Origin of the sequence: Acinetobacter sp. CE-15 (genome assembly GCF_051059255.1) — a bacterium.
Lineage (GTDB): Bacteria > Pseudomonadota > Gammaproteobacteria > Pseudomonadales > Moraxellaceae > Acinetobacter > Acinetobacter guillouiae.
Genome location: NZ_CP192737.1, coordinates 335,756 through 355,231, shown reverse-complemented (window position 1 = coordinate 355,231; position 19,476 = coordinate 335,756). Strand labels below are relative to the sequence as shown.

The following is a 19,476-nucleotide window of genomic DNA, read 5'->3' as shown; positions in this document are numbered from 1 at the left end:
TGTCATAGTGATACGTGCCAACTGCCTTTATGCTGTTGCTAAACGAAATCTAGAGTTTTTATATGTCAAAACTTGCTGCACTTGATCAGCTTTTAGAACAATATCAACAATTGAGTTATCACACTGACCCAATTCTAGAAAAACGCCTGCATGAAGCGCAGGACTGGTTAAAAATGCGTATTGAAAAGACTCATCATGCGCTGTTTAATCAAAAAGAAAATCAATTGATGGCAAAATATTTTATCAACCGCTTATATGGTGGGCCTGAATTTGATGATTTGGCGATACAGATTGAACGTTTATTAAAATATGCCCACAAAGCAGAAAAAATTCTCCCTGAAAATGCCATTAAGACCGGTTTAAAATCTGTTGGATTGGCGGTACTTGCCATGCAACTTGATGAGCAAGTCGCAGCACAATTACTTAAGGATTACCCTGTTGACCAAGTGATTGATGATGAAATGATGCGACTGACCTTACTGAAATTAGATCAAGCAGAAGCCCGTCAACAACAGCTGGGTTTATTGGATGATTTGGGTGGTGCACTAGACAAATACATGCGCTCATTTATTATGCATACTGCATTTAAAATGTGTAAAGGCACGGCAATCAAATATAAATTTGAATTGATGTATGACTTTATTGGCGAAGGTTTTATTGCGATGAAACCGATGAAATCCGCAGCTGATTTTATCCATGCATTTACCCTAAAAGAACGTGATATTGTCGAAAAAGTGCATGCTGGAGATCCCAATCCATTTCAGGATTAATTTAATTTTTGGCTGTATCAAACCGATCTCTAAGATCGGTTTTTGTATATTATTCATAACAATTTCATGATGAGGACTGCAAAATTATGCAGAATCTGTCATTATGCAGAGCAATATAAAATTTCCCATTTTTGTGTTCAGGAGTGACTCAAATGTCGAATGAAAACCAAAAGCCTACAGCCCCTGCTGAAACGGCAACGAATACAGACAAAGTGAGTCCATTTCTAACAGAACCATTACCGCAGGGTACTCCACAAGGCCAGCAACAGTCCTTGCAGCAACAACTGGTAGATACGCCAGTTTCTGGGACTGTGCCAAAATACAACCTCCCACGTGGTGCTAATACAGGTAATGTTGGTGCAACTACGCATTTCGGCTACAAAACTGTTAATAGTGAAGAAAAAGCGCAAAAAGTCGCTGAAGTCTTCCATTCTGTAGCAAGCAAATACGACATTATGAATGATTTAATGTCATTTGGTATTCACCGCCTCTGGAAACGCTTTGCGATTAATATGTCAGGTGTCCGTCGTGGTCAGCACGTGCTTGATATTGCAGGCGGTACAGGTGACTTAGCCAAAGTTTTCAGCCGTGAAGTTGGCCCGACAGGTCATGTGGTTTTATCCGATATTAACGAGTCCATGTTGAATGTTGGTCGTGATCGTTTAATTGATGCTGGCTGTACCAATGTTGATTTTGTATTGGCCAATGCTGAAACCTTAGAGCCATTTGCAGACAATAGTTTTGACTTGCTCACTATTAGTTTTGGTCTACGTAATGTGACTGATAAAGATGCTGCACTCCAAGCGATGTATCGTGTATTAAAGCCAGGTGGTCGTTTACTGATCCTTGAGTTCTCAAAACCAGTATTTGAACCATTTTCAAAGCTATATGATTTCTATTCATTCACGGCTTTACCATTTATGGGTAAAGTTGTTGCTAATGATGCGGAGAGTTATAAGTATTTGGCTGAATCTATTCGTATGCATCCAGACCAACGTACCTTAAAAGGTATGATGGAAAATGCTGGTTTCCAAAACTGTGATTACCACAATTTAACCGGTGGTATTGTGGCGGTACACCGTGGCTTTAAACTGTAATTTCCCCAAGATATAACAAGCAAGGTTGAATTATGTGGTCAATTCTGGCACTCGGTGCAGTTGAACGATTAATCAATCAGTTTATTAATTTGGATGCAATTACCCGCATCCAATTTAATCAGTTACAAGGCAAACTGTTACGTGTCGTGATGGATACGCCTCAGCTTTCTGTCGATGTTTACTTTGATCAAAATAAAATCCGTCTTGAACCGACTGTGACTGGTAAAAGCGAAACACCTTCAATTTTTGAACAACGTCCTTTTGACAAAAATGTTGCGATTGCAGAAGCCACAGCAACATTACATGTAAAGAATGTTGTTGAATTGGCTAAATTATTTGTTGCGGATGATATTGGCAATATTCCCCTACAAGGTGATTATCACCTGTTACAGGGTATTCAAAATATTATCCAACAGCTTGAGCCTGATTTGGCAGCCCAGCTTAGCCCGTGGATTGGTCCTGCACTCGCGCATGAAATTGGCAAAATCCAACTGGCGCCAAAGCATCTCAAACGCTCACTGCGAAGTCATTTATTTTTTGTAGAAGACTTTTTAAAAGAAGATACGGGTGTATTGGCTCCGCGTTGGCAAATGGATGATCTGCAACAAGATACCCGTCAACTGAACCAAAATATTGACCGACTTGAAGCAAAAATTCAGCAACTTCAATCTCACTTTACTCAAAATCAAGATCAGGTAATTTAATATATGATTCCGCATATTGCCCGTTTATTCGAACTTTGGCGCATCGCCGCGCACTATAGACTCGACACACTGGTCCCTGCGGAAGAATTACCTGAAAAAGCTCGGCATGCTTTAGCTTTAATTCGCTTACACCCTGCGGCATGGTCAAGCAAAGAACGTAAAAACCCACTCAAGCTTAAAGAAGCATTAGAAGAAATGGGGCCTTTAGCAATTAAGCTGGGGCAATTACTTTCCACGCGTCGTGATTTAATTCCACCTGAAATTTTACAGCAATTGGTTTTATTACAAGATCGGGTTAAACCCTTCGAGGTCAATATTGCAAAAGCGCGTATTGAACAATCGCTGAAAGCCAATATTTCTACAATTTTTGCCCGTTTTGATGAACAACCTTTGGCTGCTGCATCTATTGCACAAGTCCATACTGCTGCGCTCCATGATGGTCGTGAAGTGGTGGTGAAAGTCACTCGTCCAGATATTCGCAGTCAGATTCTACAGGATTTTGAAATTCTGCAATGGCTAGGAGCAAGCTTAGAAAAACGTCTTGAAGCAGCTCGTGCAGTGCATTTGTCTGAAATCATCCAGAATTATCGTCAAGTGATCTTAAATGAACTGGATCTTACGCTAGAAGCAGACAATACCCGTCGTATGCGTCATTACTTCACGGGTTCAAGCATGATGTATGTGCCTGAAGTCTATATGGACAGCAAAGATGTTATGGTTGCTGAGCGGATCACAGGCGTTCCCATTTCGGATATTGAAACCTTTGAAAGGCTTGGGATGGATCGTAAAGATCTTGCTGAAAAGGGTTTAACGATTTTCTTTACGCAAGTATTTCGTGACAATTTCTTCCATGCTGATATGCATCCCGGCAACGTATTTGTTGAAACATTAAATCCAAGCCACCCTCGTTATATTGCCCTTGACTGTGCGATTATGGGTGAGCTATCTAAACAAGATCAGATGACCGTTGCGCGTATGTTGCTTGCAGTCATGAACAGCGACTTCTTACAACTGATTCAAATTGTGCATCAGGCAGGCTGGATTCCACCGGGCACTGATCAAGATGCGCTATCCCGTGAAATGCGTCGCACTGTAGGACCAATGGTGTCCAAACCGATGCATGAATTGGACTTTGCAGGTATCTTGATTCAAGTCATGGACATTGCGCGTCGTTTCCATTTAGAAATTCCACCACAATTGATGTTATTACTCAAAACACTAGTACATGTGGAAGGTTTAGGCACCGATTTATATCCTGAACTCGACATTTGGAAACTGGCAAAACCGATTCTCACCGAATGGGTAAAAGCACAAATGAATCCTCAGAAAAACTTAAAAGAGTTAGGACAGAAAATTCCTGATTTACTTTTAGGCGCACAGGATTTCCCAACATTGATGGTTGACAGCTTAAATGGTTTAAAAAATCAATCTGCATGGCATGCAAAACAACTGCATGAGTTGCAAATGATGCGTTTAGAAGTGGAACAGCAACAAAAACGTAGCTGGATTTTCGGCAGTATCATGGCGATTTTGCTCTCTATTGCAATCATTGCACCGTGGTATATTTCAATTGTCTTGATTGTCTTAACCACTATTTTAGCAGTTTGGCGAATTGCCAAATAATGCGATTCAGCCTATTCAATGAATAGGCTTTTTTGTCTATGACTGCTAAGTCACCGAGTGACAGCTCTCGCCATTGTTCAATCTATCATGCACTCTAAAATAAAAAATATTCGTTTGAGTGAGTGAAATCATGACCCAAATTCTACAAAAACGCCCTGCATCAATCACTTTACGTGCAGGCTCACTCGCCAAACAACACATACAACAAGAAGGCTTATCTGCACATCAAGTCGATATGATTCCCGGTGCAGCTGGTGGCCCCAAAGGCATTGGTTTAATGGGCTTGGATCAGGCGATTTTCGGTGATTTTCTACAACGTGCCAAACAACGACGTTTTTTAATTGGTTCATCTGTTGGTGCATGGCGCTTTGCAGGAATTTTAGCGCAAGGTGAACTACTTGGTCCTGAGCATTTGGCGGAGTTATATATCAACTTGCCCTTTCATAAAAAGATGACCATTGCAGAGATTGAGAAAATATCTCGCGAGATGCTGTACAGCATTTTAGACCAACACAGCCAAAAATTGGTCGAACATCCCGAATATCACCTTACGATTATCGCAGCCAAAGCAGAACATTTATTTCAAAGTGATCAAAAGTTTGCACTGTATAGCTCCTTACTCGGTATTATCGGCAGTAATGCAATTTCAAGAAACCATCTGAATAAATTTATGCAGCGAGTCATTTGTCAACCTGCTCAGTTCCCACAATTTAGAATTCAGGATGATGCTTTTAAAACCCATTATTTAAATTTTAATCAGCACAATGTTGCGGATTGGTTGATGGCCTCAGGTTCGATTCCGGCAGTTACACCTGCGGTAAAAAATATTGCCGATGCGCCACAAGGCGCGTATCGAGATGGTGGTTTGATCGACTATCACATCGATTTGCCTTTTGAGAGTAAAGGGATTGTTTTATATCCACATTTTGCCGACAGTATCATCCCAGGCTGGTTTGACAAAATGTTTAAATCTCGCACAGCTAATCCTGCAAACCAAGCACGGACTTTACTGATCTCGCCTTCTCAAGACTATTTAAAATCTTTGCCTTTAGGACGTTTACCTGATCGTAAAGATTTTGTGATGAAAGGTCTGGATGACCAGAAGCGAAAACAACTGTGGAAGCAGTCTGTGGCAGAAAGTCAGCGGCTAGGTGATGAATTTTTAGAAATGCTGGAGAAACAAAATTTTGCTGAAGTGATGCTAGATTTATAATTATTACACCCCATTGATCACCTCATCCAGCGGTGAATAAATATGATTTTCAACAGCTTAAATACATCACAACAGCATTCTCGATGACTTGAGATATCAGCCTGAGACATGAGCCAGTCATGGCTCAAGCTTTACATATTATTTTTTTACTGAATTTAATCCGTGTCTGGCCTGGTCTATATGCGTTGATTTTTGGCTAAGATCCATTAGGGAATAAAGAGCTTGATTCAAATTACTGCTTGTTAATTCCCTGCTTTTTGTTAAATTTAAATCATTCAAAGCACTTACTCTAATAATGAATCAAACTAAAACGCCAAAATTTGCCATCGTCGGTGCAGGAACAGCAGGGCTTGCTGCAGCAATTTTACTCGCACAACAAAATATTCAGGTTACTATTTTTGAGAAAGTATCTGAGCTTGAACCTGTCGGTGCTGGCTTATTGCTTCAACCGTCTGGACTTGCAGTTTTTGAGCACTTAGGTGTGCTTGATGATGCGGTTAAACTTGGTGCAATGGTCACAGGCTTAGAGGGACAACTCGCCAATGGTTTTAAACTGGTAGATAGTCATTATGCCCAAGCCCATCCCGATTTTTATGGTTTAGGTATCCATCGAGCAAGCTTATGTCATGTTTTGCAAAATAAATGCCATGAATTTCCTGAACTGATCACTTGGCACATGAATGCCGATATTGAAAAACTTAAAGAATCAGCAGATGAAATCCGAGTTTTCGGTCAGGTCAATGGTGAGTCTTTTGATGAAGTCTTTGATAGCGTTATTGTTGCCAATGGTGCGCGAAGCCAGTTAAGACCGATCGAATGGGTTAAAATCGATCAAGCCTACCCTTGGGGCGCGAAATGGACCATTGTGCCTGAATGTTTGCAGCTTGATACTCAAATTTTGCATCAATTTTATGATCGCTCTAAGATCATGATGGGAATCTTACCTACAGGCGCAATTCCCACTCAGCCCAAGCAACGACTTTCCAGCATCTTCTGGAGTCTTCCAACCGATCAGCTTGGAAATTTTTTACCTCATCAACAAGCCCGTACTGAATGGTTAAAAGTGCTATCCAAACGCTGGAAGCCCGCTGCTGAATGGTTAGAGCAAGTGATCGCTAATCCTGAAGAAAAACAACAATGGCTTTCTGCCCATTATCGCGATGTAGTGCTGTCTAAATTTGGTCAAGGACGTATCGGTATCATTGGAGACGCTGCACATGCCATGAGCCCACAACTTGGACAAGGTGCAAATATGGCGCTTTTAGATGCATGGGCTTTGGGACAAGCAGTTCAAGTTGCCCGAGACAATCAAACGATCGATTATGCAAAGCTATGGCAGTGCTATCACCAACATCGTAAAAGCTCATCTGCATTCTATCAATTTTTAAGCCGTTTACTGACGCCCCTATACCAGTCTGATCTTTGGTGGGCAGGTGGTTTACGGGATCTAAGCTTCTCTTGGATGTACCGTATCCCTTATTTCCGTAAAGAAATGGCAATCACTGTGTCGGGATTAAAATCAGGTATGTTTAGTCAAATGAAGTATGAAGATATTGCTCGATCGTCTTTGGTAAGAGAAAAATAATGTGCACTCAAGTTACCCATTCTGTAATTTTAAAGCGTGAACAAGCGTTTTAATCTCGACTCAATCCATAATCAATATTTTCCTAAAATGCTGGAAATAACGTACACTATACAACCGCTACCATGTCAACGTAGCGCTCTTTCTTTTTATAACTTGGTGAAATCCTATGAACAATCTGCAATGGCTCGATGAAGTAAAATTTAACGAACAAGGACTTATTCCTGCTATTGCACAGCATCATCAAACTGGTCGCATTTTGATGGTGGCATGGATGAACCGTGAAGCATTACAACTGACTGCTGAAAAAATGCAGGGCGTTTATTTTTCTCGTTCACGAAATAAATTATGGTTTAAAGGCGAAGAGTCTGGCCATTTTCAAACCGTTTATGAAATCCGTTTAGACTGTGATGCAGATGTGATCGTCTTACAAATTGAACAGCATGGTGGAATCGCCTGCCATACAGGTCGAGAGTCTTGCTTCTATCGCAAGCTCACTGCAACGGGTTGGGAAATTGTCGATGCACAATTAAAAGATCCAAATGCAATATACGGTGAAAAACCTTCATCAAATCCACATACTATTGCCATGAATACATCCAATGCGCAGGCTGAACAAGTCGAAGTCTTGGGTTATTTAGGCAAAATGATGGCTGAACGTAAAGCAGCTGATCCAGATTCTTCTTATGTGGCAAAGCTTTACCATAAAGGTTTAAATAAAATCTTAGAGAAAATTGGTGAAGAAAGTATTGAAACCATCATTGCTGCTAAAGATTTTAAATCTGAAGCGTGTGAAGATCATAAAAATGATCTGATTTATGAAGTTGCAGATCTATGGTTCCATACCATTGTGATGCTTGGTTATTTTGAGTTGGATGTGCAATTGGTACTCAACGAACTTGCACGTCGTCAAGGGCTTTCTGGCCTCGTTGAAAAAGCCAATCGAGATCATTAATTTGGTAATTATAAAAAAAGCAGCGAAATATCGCTGCTTTTTTTATTCAAAATCGAAATTAAGAAGATTTTTTCTCAACCGAAGGTGCAATTGGGTCTGCTGTTAAATAGCCCACTGCAGCTGCAAAACGGTCTTTATAATTCGCACGAATCAAAGGATCTAAAGTTGCTTGAACCTTACTATGTAAAGAACCCCAATCCCCTGCATGCTGGAAGTTACTCATAATATAAGTCCAACCATTGATTGAATCGACTGCATGTAAACCTGTAGATTCAGCACCTGCTGGGCAAGAAAGAATACGATCTAATTTCTTGGTGTCTACGTTATACGCCCATAAGTAGTTATTCACATGGTTACCACTGTCTTCACCAATGAATAAGGTACGGAATGTTTCAGAGAACTTTAAGTTATCTGCACTTGCAATCGTATTTGGATCAGAAGTATTGCCGATATTTAACGGATCAGCAGAAGCATCAATATCTTTTCCAATTAAAAGCATGTGTGATTGGTATGGTACCCAGTCACTTTGAATAGCTTTACCAGATTTATCGCTCTTAGAACCTGCCATATCATGTGCAACAATACCACCAGCAGAAATCTTTTTCGCAAATCCTACATTATGTGACTCTAACCAAGCAGCATTACCTTTAATCATTGAATCTTGAATATTGGCAAGGGCTGAATAAGCAACTTTGTCTTTAGCATTGACTGTTGTTCCTTCCATTTTGGTAAACGCCATACTACCGCCCATCAACGCTGCGTAGCGATGCGTTTCCAAGAATGCAGCTGCTTTTTCCATACCTGGTTTAACTTTCACCCACACTGTTTTCTTTTGCAGAATGATCTTGGTATAGCTTGCATCTTGTGGATCTTTATCTAAGCTTTCCATGATTTGACTTGGTTGAATATTTTGAACATTCACCAAATCTTCAATTTCTTGACTGGTTGCATGACCCAAGTTAATCCATTGAATTTGTGCAGTTGAGGTTTCATTCAACTCATTTAAATACTTCGCCACATATAATGTTCCAGCAGATAAATCTTTCTCTTTATCCGCAACAAACATAAACAAACCGCCATTGGTATAATCATCACCCATCAATGCAGTGCGATTATCAGGCATCACTTGAATCAACTCATGTGAGATACGACCCAAGCAATAGTGTTTTTTCACTGTGCCTGTACCATCTTTATTTACAGTGACTTCAGGTAAGTGGCCATAATTATAAGGTTTTGCTGAAGTTTCATCACCATAGACATTTTTACTATAAGCCTTCATGGTGGTCATATCTGTACCTAAGCCTTGACCAAATGCATCTGGCTCATACTCTTCACTTGAAAGGTGTGTGCCCCACGGCGACAGACTTGCACCACAAGTAATCCACAAACCATGCGCTTTTGACATATCAACATTGTGATATTTCACAAAAGACAAATGACCTGTTTTAGGATCTTGGTCAAGTGAAATCACCCCAATTGGCGATGGCAACTTGCCATACATGTCATTACCCGCCAAATCACGTGTGGTATATTCAAATTGCACCACAGCAAATACAGGATTGCCTTTTACACCATCAATCTTGGCATCTTTAACAGTGAGCAAAGATGTTCCATCTGGACAATCTGAGAAGAATTGACGTGGCGAACCTGTAGAGTTATCCATGATTGGCTTATTATTAATATCATAATAACCACCAGCCAAGATCTTCCCACCTTTTCCATCATTGACCATATCGCCTGTTTGGAAGAAGGTTTTATAAGCAAGTTTGTAGTCAGTCTTGGTATTGTCATCCCAAGTTACAGCTAAACCAGAAGCAACTGTTGTTGTGGCCATTGCTGCTGCATTTGCTAATGTTGGTGCATCCATTGGTGTAAATGTTGCAGATTTTAATTTAGCTGGATTGATCGGTGGTTTAACTGCAGTATTTTTATCATCATCATTACAACCTGCAAGTGTGGCTGAAGTTGCCATTGCCCCAAGTGGAAGAAATGGAATGCTGGCTAACCAAGTAAGCACTTCACGGCGTGTATGTCGGCTGGCTGAATTTGTCATAACTTTATCCGAATATGTTTTAGAATTTTCCCGTGCTCAGTTTAGAAAGCAGTTATGACAATCTAGTTTCACTTTTAAGTCATTTTAAAGACAAAAGACCCAATACCTCATATTATGATAAAAATGATCAGGATACACTCCGCAGATTCTTAGCATAGTCGTTTAAATAACATCTTGTTAGATTTCACCCTAGTGCTGAGCAATTTTTGCTATACTCTGTCCCATATTGAATTTTCAAGCTAATAAGATTTTATAAATACTGTGCCTTATTCTTTTACACCCACATCTGAGCAAAGCTTTGCAATCGCAGAAGCGAAAAAAGGACAATCATTTAAAGTGATTGCCTATGCTGGCACAGGTAAAACCACGACTTTGCAGTTAATCAGTGATGCGATGACGGAGCGCCGTGGGATGTATTTGGCCTTTAATAAGGCAATTGCCACAGAAGCACAGAATAAATTTCATCAAAATGTAGATTGCCGCACCTTCCACTCTTTGGCGTTTCGTAGTGTGTCACGTGGAGTAACCGATAAATTACGTCTGCCACGTTTAAGTCCTAGTTTTATTGCCAAAGAATATCGTCTCGAACCGATCACGCTTCGACGTTTAATGGGCGGGCGTTATGAAAAGTATGTGTTGATGCCCAGCCGTTTGGCAAGTTTAGTTGCCAATGCTGTAAGTTATTTCTGCTCGACCAGCTCACAATACCCAGCACCACGTCATATCCAAGCACCAAGTTGGCTGCATGCAGATGATATCGAGTCTTTACAAAAACACCTTTACCCTGCTGTAGAAAGACGTTGGTTAGAATCGATTGATACCAATCATCAAGCAGGCATAGGGCATGATATTTATTTAAAACTCTGGGCATTATCAGATCCATTTATTCCAGCAGATTATGTGCTTTTTGATGAAGCACAAGATGCTGATCCATTAATGCTTGGTATTTTATTGCGCCAGCGTAATACCCAAGTGATTTATGTCGGTGATGCACATCAACAAATTTATGCATGGCGTGGTGCGGTCAATGCCATGCAACAAATGCCACTCCCTGAATCTCGTTTAACCACTTCATTCCGTTTTGGTGATGCGATTGCAGATGTGGCCAATCATTTGCTCGGTGCATTGGATGAAACTGTGCCTTTATTGGGCAATCCTGAAATGAAATCGAGTGTGGTCAATAAACCACATACTAAAATGCGTGATGCGATTTTATGTCGCACCAATGCACGTGCGATGGAGTTGCTTCTTTCTGGTCTCGTACAAGGCGATAAGGTTGGACTACAAGCCGATCATGCAAAACTCAATCGTTTTGTTGATGCGGCAAGTTTGCTTAAACAAGGTAAACGTGTTGTTGATGTGCCTGAACTGGCTTGGTTTAACTCTTGGCATGATGTACATGAATACTGTGAAACCAATGACGGTAGTGATATCAAACCCTTAGTCAAATTGGTTGACGATCACGGTACGGAACCGCTCAAAAAAGCACTTGCTAAAATAACCCCAATAGAGCAAGCTGATTATGTGATTTCAACTGCACATAAGGCCAAAGGGCTAGAATGGAATCGTGTACATATCGAAGATGATTACCAATTTAAAATAAACGGTTTAGAACATAAAATCAGCGATGAAGAATTAAGACTGTTATATGTCGCCTGTACACGGGCGAAGGTTAGCTTAAATATTCATCACATCTATGATCTCGTGCAACAATTGAAAGTAAAAGCGCCATTTAAAAATAAAGCAACAGCATAAGGGTTTTGAGCAGTTCATCTGTATCAGCGAAAAAAATCGCAAGGTGAAAATATCAACAGCTTTTTATGCTGTCCGTCAATTTTCAGGTATCCTATGAAACTAGCAGCAATTCATTTTCGCCATACATACCATTTTGCTGATTTAAAAATAGATTTTAATTATAAAAACAAACCAATCAGTTTAATTGTTGGCGAACAAGCCAGTGGAAAAACGGCAATTATTAAAAATATTTACCAAGCTTTGACTTGGTTTCCTGCACGTCTAAAAGATTTGCGCACACCTGGTGTGGTGATGCTCGACCAAGACATTATGTTAGATCGAGTGCAATCCAAAATAGATGTTAAAATCAAATTCCCAATAGAGTTTGGTCAACTCGCAGAAAGCACTGCAACAGCAGAACAAGATCCGCAAACTTGTCATTGGCAATTATATAAAACCTTAAATAGTTCTGGTGTTAGTCTGAGCAAAGTTGACTTAGTACAACTCGAACAGTTGGTAGAACGTTATAATCTGGTGCTCAAAAAAGATCCTGTTCAAGGCTTACCTTTAATTGCCTACTACCCTGCTGAACGATTTGTAAATGAAGTGAATATTCTCAATAAAAATAATCCCATTATTTTACAAGCGCACAATGCCTATGAGTTAGTACCGATTCCATATACCACCTTTGCACGATTTTTCGAATGGTTTCGAGAAATCAGTGATATCGAAAATGCACATATCGCGCAACTTTTTCAAAGTGTTTTAGCACAAAAAGAATCTTCAAATCAAAGCGATGAGGATTTTCAAAGTATTTTATTTCAAGCCCGTTCTCAGTTACATGCACCCAGCTTAAAAGCCTTAAAGCAAAGCTTGAGTATCGTCCTTCCTGAAATCACAGATCTCTATTTAGAATATCAACCCAAACTACAATTGATGGTCACTTATAAAAATCAAAGTCTGACTTACTCACAACTGTCGAATACGGTTAAAAATTGGCTGGCCTTAGTCGGTGATTTGGTGCGTCGTATGTGCATACTCAATCCTTTAAGTCTTTATCCTTGTGAAGAAGGTGAAGGCATCTTACTGATTGATCAAATTGATGTTGATTTAGACCAATTTGGCCTTCAGTTAATTCTCGATCGTTTAAATCAAGCCTTTCCTCGTTTACAAATCATTGCTACAGCCAGTCATGAAGAGCTGCTTGAGCAAGCTGACGAATATCAATGTTTTAAACTGGACAATAAAAAGCTTTATGAAATTCAGAACAATAAAGTATGGCAAGAATACCAAGATATTTATGCAAACTTGCTCAAAGAAGTTCCCAAAAGCGCTGAACAGGATTTGCTTGAACCCGAACCCAATCTGCCAGTAAATGTTCAACAGCTTTTTGAGCAATTTAAACACCTCAGTGAAGAACAAAAGACCGAATTAAAACGTTTAATGCAGTCTGGTGATGACCAAACGTCACATAAGTTCTTATTATAGAAATACCTCAGCCTACACCCGTCAATAGCAGACAGTGAATGATCATCAATCGTATGACACTGTCTTTTATACTCCATTCTCAAATCATGAATATATTCACGTTCATATTCATTGTTCTATAAAATTCCAAACACACTAGATTGATGGTTACCGCATGATTTTCAAGCAGCAAAAAGCCACATGAAGCGTATAATTACAAATGTTTGCGTAAAAAACGACAAAATAAATTGATGTTATTCTACTCATGTAATAAGATGAAAAAATCAATTTAAATTAGATTTTTCAATGCAAATTGATTTTCTAATCGCTTTCTCAAGTTGCGCAACACAACTCATTTTTTAATTACTAATTTAATTCGGCTTTCAAGATTTAAGTTATTGGACTGTTCCTTGCATTCCTCAAATCCTTGAAAGATAAGATTCACATAGGTTTCACGACCTATTCACGACAATGGATACGCGTGTGCTTCCGATTATTATTCTTTTACCATTAATACTTGGCACTATCGTTGTTCTGTGGCTGAAGCAATTCTCTCGCGGGGTAACAGCTTTAGGGGCAATCGGGGTCAGTTTAAGCAGTTTTATCCTGCTACTGACTCAAGCGAAAACAGTATTAAGTGGACAAGCCGTTTTAGAGCAGTGGCAATGGCTACCTCAAATTGGTATTGATTTTAGTTTCCGATTAGATGCTTTAAGTTTAATTTTTTCATTGCTGATCACGGGGATCGGCACACTGATTTATATCTATGCCTATTATTATCTAAACCCGAAAAATTCTCTCAGTAAGCTCTATGCATTGTTGATGCTGTTTATGGCCGCAATGTTGGGTATTTCTTTATCGAATAATTTAATTATTTTATTGGTTTTTTGGGAATTGACCAGTATTTCATCATTCTTGTTAGTAGGCTATTGGAGTAACTACGACGCTGCGCAACGTGGTGCACGGATGGCACTGACCATCACAGGTATGGGTGGCTTAGCCATGCTGGGTGGATTTATTCTGATTGGTCAAATCGCAGGAACCTATCAAATTGACCAACTCACCATGATGGCGAGTACAATTCAAAATAGTGGTTTATTTGTTCCCGCTTTATTGTTGATTTTATTGGGTGCATTTACCAAAAGTGCGCAATTCCCCTTCCATTTCTGGCTGCCTAATGCCATGGCAGCACCAACCCCTGTCTCAGCCTATCTGCATTCAGCAACCATGGTAAAAGCAGGGATTTTTCTGGTTGCACGCTTATTACCAATCTTTGTTGGCTCGGCACTGTTCCATAATCTTGTCACCACAATTGGTCTGCTGACCTTATGTATGGCGGCATTTTTTGCCATCTTTAAAGAAGATTTAAAAGGCTTACTGGCTTATTCAACCATCAGTCATTTAGGCTTGATCATGTGCCTTTTGGGTATAGGTTCACCTTTAGCTGTGGCTGCTGCAGTTTTCCATATTATCAATCACGCAACCTTTAAAGCGGCATTATTTATGCTGGCTGGGATCATTGACCATGAATCTGGTACACGGGATTTAAGAAAGTTAAGTGGGCTTTGGCAACTTCTTCCATTTACAGCAACATTAACCATGATTACCGCTGCAAGTATGGCGGGTGTACCTTTGACCAATGGCTTTATCTCGAAAGAAATGTTCTTTACTGAGTTATTGGCAAACTTATCTGGTGGTTATGTTGTGTTGGCAGCAATTGTTGCGACATTGGCAGGTTTATTTGCGGTTGCTTACTCAGTTCGTCTGGTACATGGTGTATTTTTTGATGGTGATGTGGGGCGCGATGTTCCCAATAAAAATGCCCATGAACCGCCAATCGGTATGCGAATTCCAGCAATCATATTGGCAACTTTATGTATTTTAGTGGGGATCATTCCTGCACTGCTGGTTGAAAACATTGTCAATGCTGGAACACGCGCATCAACACAAATTGCCAGTTTTGAAGGGGTTCATTTAGCCATCTGGCATGGTTTTAATTTACCGTTACTGATGAGTGCAATTGCCTTAATTGGTGGTGTGATTTTTTATTTCGCATTGGCCAAAGGCGGGCGAATTCGTGAAATTGATCTTGATCCACACTTAGGTCGTTTCCAAGGCAAATTATTATTTGAAGATTTCCTTAAAAATCTCCTGCTGATTTCACGCAAAATTAAGAAAAAAACTGAAACTGGCTCATTACAAAATTATTTATTGTGGATTTTGGCCTTAAGTATTGCTGTGGTTGCCACGCCATTGATCAACCAAAATTTAACTACAGGAACACGTGAACTCACACATGCACCCTTTACTGCAATCGTGTTATGGCTGTTATTGTTCTCCGCCTGCTGGATGATGCTGTGGTTCCACCATGAACGTATCAAAGCGGTTCTGATTAGTGGTGCAATTGGTTTGGTCGTGACAATGATTTTCATCACACTCTCTGCGCCAGACTTAGCACTGACACAAATTACTGTGGATGTTGTCACAACAGTTCTATTGTTGATGAGTTTATCACTGCTGCCTCAATTGACCCCTTATGAGTCAAGCCAAACCCGTCGTTGGCGTGATGCAGTCATTGCAATTGGTGGTGGTATTGGTATTGGTTGGATTACCTGGTTGATCATGACACGTGATCATAATTCGATTTCATGGTTCTTTGTTCAGCAGTCGATTCCGTTAGGCGGTGGCTCAAACATCGTCAATGTCATTCTGGTTGATTTCCGTGGTTTCGATACCTTTGGTGAAATTGCCGTATTGGGCATTGCAGCCATTGGTGCACTGTGCATGATGGATGGGATGCGTGCACATGGCACCACGATCACTCAAGGTCTGAGCTATCGTTTCAATCCATCGCCACTGATGTTCCGTATGACGGCTTCATGGGTACTGCCGATCGCACTTGTGGTAAGTCTGTATATTTTCCTACGAGGACATAATTATCCAGGTGGTGGCTTTATTGCAGGCTTAATTACCTCCATGGCATTGGTGATTCAATATATCGCGATTGGACAAGATCAGGCTGAAAAAATGCTGCGTGCTCAATCTGGTCGTTTATACGAAATCTGGATTGGTTTAGGGCTGATCATTGCTGGGCTTTCAGGTCTGGCTTCATGGTTCTGGGCACGTCCGTTCCTTACCAGTGCACATATTTATGTGGAATCAGGGCTGTTTGGCAAATTCCATCTGGCCTCTGCTGCCGGATTTGACCTTGGCGTATACGTCACGGTTGTTGGTGCAGCAATGTTACTCATTTCTGTTTTAGGCGACTCTAGACATTCAAGCATGTCTGGTCCAGTACCCAAGGAGTAATGCATGATCAGTTTAGAATTTTTAATTGCATCTGCGATTGGATTATTGGTTGCCTCAGGAATTTATCTGATTCTTCGTGCACGTACCTTTCCAGTCGTTCTTGGATTAGCCATGATTGGCTATGCAGTCAATATCTTCCTGTTTTCGATGGGAAGAATACAAATCAGTTCACCTGCGATTTTAACCCAAGCCAGCAAAGTCACTGACCCTTTGCCTCAAGCTTTAGTGCTAACCGCAATTGTCATTGGCTTTGCAACGACTGCTTTTATCGTTCAATTGGCATTACGCAGTCGTTATGAGTCTGGGACAGACCATGTAGACACCAAAGAGGAACCGAGTAATTTTGACCCACGTGAGGATGAGCCATAATGACCAGCTTTTTAGATTTTTGGTATGCTCATTCTCCAATCCTGAGTATTTTAATTCCTGCATTTACAGGCTTTATGCTGATTTTATTAGGCAATCCTGGTTCAGGCGCTTTAAAACATGATTGGCGACAACCTTGGCGCCGTGGCATTAGCTTAATCTCGGTTATGCTTGGACTCGCCACTGCGATTGCTTACTTGATTCAAGCCAATACCGGGAAAATTTTTGTTTATCAACTTGCTGAATGGTCTGCACCATTTGGGATTGTCTTGGTACTGGATCGCTTATCGGCGTTAATGCTGGTTCTCACCTACACACTTGCCGCGCCTGTATTGTGGTTTGCCAGCAAAGAATGGGATGAACGTGGGCGTTATTTTCATGCCATGTTCCATCTTCTTTTAATGGGTCTGACTGGTGCATTCTTAACAGGTGACTTATTTAACCTGTTTGTATTCTTTGAAATATTACTGATGGCATCTTATGTCTTGCTGTTACATGGTCAAGGCAAAGCCCGTTTCCAATTAGGTATTCACTACGTCACCATCAACTTACTGGCTTCCGCCCTATTCCTCATCGGTTTAGGTATGATTTATGGCAGTGTGGGCAGTTTGAATATGGCCGATGTCGGTCGTTTATTACCGACCTTGGAACATGATCAACATCGTCTTGCTATAGCAGGTGGTTTGCTTCTATTTGTTGTATTTGGCATCAAAGCAGCCATGTTACCTGTGGGTTTCTGGTTGCCAAAAACCTATGCTGTTGCCGCGACACCTGTTGCTGCTATTTTCACTATCATGACCAAAGTGGGTGTGTATGCAATTTTACGGGTCAATGGTACTGTCCTTAATGATCAGCTTGGACAAACGATCTTTAGCAACTACTTATTGCCAATTGGTTTAATCACATCATTATATGGTGTGATCGGTGCACTCGCAGCTGAACGCTTACGCCGCTTTGTTGGCTTTATGGTGTTATCCTCAGTCGGAACGATTTTAGTTGCCATTGCCATGTTTAACACACCGGCATGGGCTGCTGGGTTGTATTACCTTGTTCACAGTACCATCATTGCCGCTTCGTTCTATTTGCTCTGTGGTTGGATTACTTCACAGCGTGGTGCAATGAAAGATCATCTCAAAGTCGCACCAAAGATGAAGCAAGACAAAGTCATTGCCATGACGTTCTTTCTTATCGCTTTGATGATGGCAGGTTTGCCGCCATTTAGTGGTTTTTTAGGCAAAGTCTTAATCTTACAGGCAACTGCAAACTTGGCTGCACAAGGCTGGATTATTGCGATTATCTTGATTGTAAGTTTTTTAAGTATTCTGGCATTTACACGGGTCGGATTTATCCTATTTTGGCGAGCGACGACACCTGAGGACAACCCGAAAGAAGAGGCTTATACAGCCTATCAAGACTTACCCGAGCAAGCTCCTGCACGCAATGACAAAAGCGTTTACCTGCTATTGGCAGGACTGATTGTCTATGTCGTTTGTGCTGCTCCAATTTTAAATTATGTTGAAAAAACTGCGCTGCAAGTTTCTGATGCATCACTTTATCAACAGCGTATTTTAAAATTGGATGGGCATGGTGAAACCATCAGTGTACAACCTTTCGATCCGCACTATGTACCTGAAACAAAATATAATGGTGAAATGGTTGATCCAAATGCACACTATATTCCCTATATCATTAGCCCAGAAACCTTAAAAGGTGAACATATCTCTGAATTTAAGCAACGCCAAATTCAGGGACAAGAACAGCAACAACATGTTGAAAATGCTCAACTCAAGCCTATGGAGCAATAAATGCAAAATAAATCATTATTCGCTCGTATTTTACCGCATCCTTTTGTGTCGGTGATTGTGGCAATGAGTTGGCTGATGTTGAACCATAGTGCTGAAAGCTTTGATTTTGTTGTGGCAATCAGTTTGGGATTAATCATTCCTAAACTGATTCAACCCTTTATCATTCATACGCCCAATATTCATTGGAAAAGCGCCATTCAATTATTTTTTGTGGTGCTATGGGACATCGTCGTCAGTAATATTAAAGTTGCTAAACAAGTCTTAGGCCCAACCAAAAATCTCACCCCGAAATGGTTTCGAGTTCCTTTGGAAACCGACCATGAACATGTCAATACGTTATTGGCGATGATCATTACCACCACACCAGGTACAGTCAGTGCTGGGATTGATCAAGAACGTGGTGATATTTTGGTTCATGCACTAAGTTGTGATGATGTAGACGCAGAAATTCAAGCGATTAAAGCCCGCTATGAAGTTCCTTTAATCGAAATCTTTGACCTGCAACGAGGAGCACGTTCATGAGTATTTTACCTTATGCACTTGGTATTTGCCTGCTCGCAGTGACCATCTCCATGTTGTTATGTTTGGTTCGTTTGGTGATGGGCCCTTCTATCGTAGATCGATTATTGGCACTGGATACATTGTTTTTAAATGCAACCTGCTTAGTTGTCATTCTTGGCATTTATTGGGCAAGTACCTCAATGTTTGAAGGCGCATTATTGGTTGCAATGCTGGGCTTTGTTTCAACTGCTGCACTGGCTCGTTATTTTACAACGGGTCATGTGGTTGATTAAGGAG

General features: G+C 40.6%; 15 protein-coding genes. 14 read left to right on the top strand and 1 reads right to left on the bottom strand.

Features of this window, described 5'->3' with window-relative positions; all coding sequences use genetic code 11:
• Positions 1 to 62: 62 nt before the first annotated feature.
• The 7 genes from ACQ7EO_RS01615 (at position 63) to hisIE (ending at position 7,944) form a co-directional block, all read left to right on the top strand.
• Positions 63 to 770, top strand: coding sequence for an FFLEELY motif protein (locus ACQ7EO_RS01615; RefSeq protein ID WP_004725477.1), 708 nt, complete (start codon positions 63 to 65; stop codon positions 768 to 770).
• 152 nt (positions 771 to 922) lie between these two features.
• A complete protein-coding gene (ubiE, locus tag ACQ7EO_RS01610) occupies positions 923 to 1,867 on the top strand; it encodes a bifunctional demethylmenaquinone methyltransferase/2-methoxy-6-polyprenyl-1,4-benzoquinol methylase UbiE (protein WP_004725476.1) in 945 nt (314 codons plus the stop codon).
• A 32-nt stretch (positions 1,868 to 1,899) separates the two neighbouring features.
• Complete coding sequence (locus ACQ7EO_RS01605) at positions 1,900 to 2,571, top strand: ubiquinone biosynthesis accessory factor UbiJ (protein ID WP_434278755.1); 672 nt, start codon at positions 1,900 to 1,902, stop codon at positions 2,569 to 2,571.
• 3 nt (positions 2,572 to 2,574) lie between these two features.
• On the top strand, positions 2,575 to 4,194 hold the full coding sequence (locus tag ACQ7EO_RS01600; RefSeq protein ID WP_434278754.1) for an ABC1 kinase family protein: 1,620 nt from the start codon (positions 2,575 to 2,577) through the stop codon (positions 4,192 to 4,194).
• A gap of 130 nt (positions 4,195 to 4,324) precedes the next feature.
• Positions 4,325 to 5,407, top strand: a complete 1,083-nt coding sequence (locus ACQ7EO_RS01595) for a patatin-like phospholipase family protein (protein WP_434278753.1) — start codon at positions 4,325 to 4,327, stop codon at positions 5,405 to 5,407.
• Positions 5,408 to 5,702: 295 nt separating this feature from the next.
• Positions 5,703 to 6,992 carry an FAD-dependent oxidoreductase gene (locus ACQ7EO_RS01590; RefSeq protein WP_434278752.1) on the top strand — a complete coding sequence of 430 codons (1,290 nt, stop codon included), beginning with the start codon at positions 5,703 to 5,705 and terminating at the stop codon, positions 6,990 to 6,992.
• A 166-nt stretch (positions 6,993 to 7,158) separates the two neighbouring features.
• Entirely contained in the window at positions 7,159 to 7,944 is a 786-nt protein-coding gene (gene hisIE / locus ACQ7EO_RS01585; protein WP_004725466.1) for a bifunctional phosphoribosyl-AMP cyclohydrolase/phosphoribosyl-ATP diphosphatase HisIE, read from the top strand.
• 58 nt (positions 7,945 to 8,002) lie between these two features.
• Here the strand turns inward: hisIE and ACQ7EO_RS01580 are convergent, their stop codons facing one another.
• A complete protein-coding gene (locus ACQ7EO_RS01580; RefSeq protein WP_239044772.1) occupies positions 8,003 to 9,997 on the bottom strand; it encodes a PhoX family protein in 1,995 nt (664 codons plus the stop codon).
• Between the two features lie 261 nt (positions 9,998 to 10,258).
• On the opposite strand from ACQ7EO_RS01580, the gene ACQ7EO_RS01575 reads away from it, so the two are divergent.
• The 7 genes from ACQ7EO_RS01575 (at position 10,259) to ACQ7EO_RS01545 (ending at position 19,472) form a co-directional block, all read left to right on the top strand.
• On the top strand, positions 10,259 to 11,752 hold the full coding sequence (locus ACQ7EO_RS01575; protein WP_004725463.1) for a UvrD-helicase domain-containing protein: 1,494 nt from the start codon (positions 10,259 to 10,261) through the stop codon (positions 11,750 to 11,752).
• Positions 11,753 to 11,845: 93 nt separating this feature from the next.
• Positions 11,846 to 13,219: an ATP-binding protein gene (locus tag ACQ7EO_RS01570; RefSeq protein ID WP_434278751.1), complete on the top strand. Its 1,374-nt coding sequence runs from the start codon at positions 11,846 to 11,848 to the stop codon at positions 13,217 to 13,219.
• A gap of 450 nt (positions 13,220 to 13,669) precedes the next feature.
• Positions 13,670 to 16,507 carry a monovalent cation/H+ antiporter subunit A gene (locus ACQ7EO_RS01565; protein ID WP_004816694.1) on the top strand — a complete coding sequence of 946 codons (2,838 nt, stop codon included), beginning with the start codon at positions 13,670 to 13,672 and terminating at the stop codon, positions 16,505 to 16,507.
• Between the two features lie 3 nt (positions 16,508 to 16,510).
• Entirely contained in the window at positions 16,511 to 16,876 is a 366-nt protein-coding gene (locus tag ACQ7EO_RS01560) for a Na+/H+ antiporter subunit C (protein ID WP_004725457.1), read from the top strand.
• A complete protein-coding gene (locus tag ACQ7EO_RS01555; protein WP_434278750.1) occupies positions 16,876 to 18,678 on the top strand; it encodes a monovalent cation/H+ antiporter subunit D in 1,803 nt (600 codons plus the stop codon). The genes ACQ7EO_RS01560 and ACQ7EO_RS01555 overlap by 1 nt, the downstream gene beginning before the upstream one ends.
• The gene (locus tag ACQ7EO_RS01550; RefSeq protein ID WP_034615032.1) at positions 18,679 to 19,200 is read left to right on the top strand and encodes a Na+/H+ antiporter subunit E; all 522 of its coding nucleotides are present in this window, start codon (positions 18,679 to 18,681) and stop codon (positions 19,198 to 19,200) included. It abuts the gene before it with no gap.
• The gene (locus ACQ7EO_RS01545; RefSeq protein ID WP_004816687.1) at positions 19,197 to 19,472 is read left to right on the top strand and encodes a monovalent cation/H+ antiporter subunit F; all 276 of its coding nucleotides are present in this window, start codon (positions 19,197 to 19,199) and stop codon (positions 19,470 to 19,472) included. The genes ACQ7EO_RS01550 and ACQ7EO_RS01545 overlap by 4 nt, the downstream gene beginning before the upstream one ends.
• Positions 19,473 to 19,476: the final 4 nt, after the last annotated feature.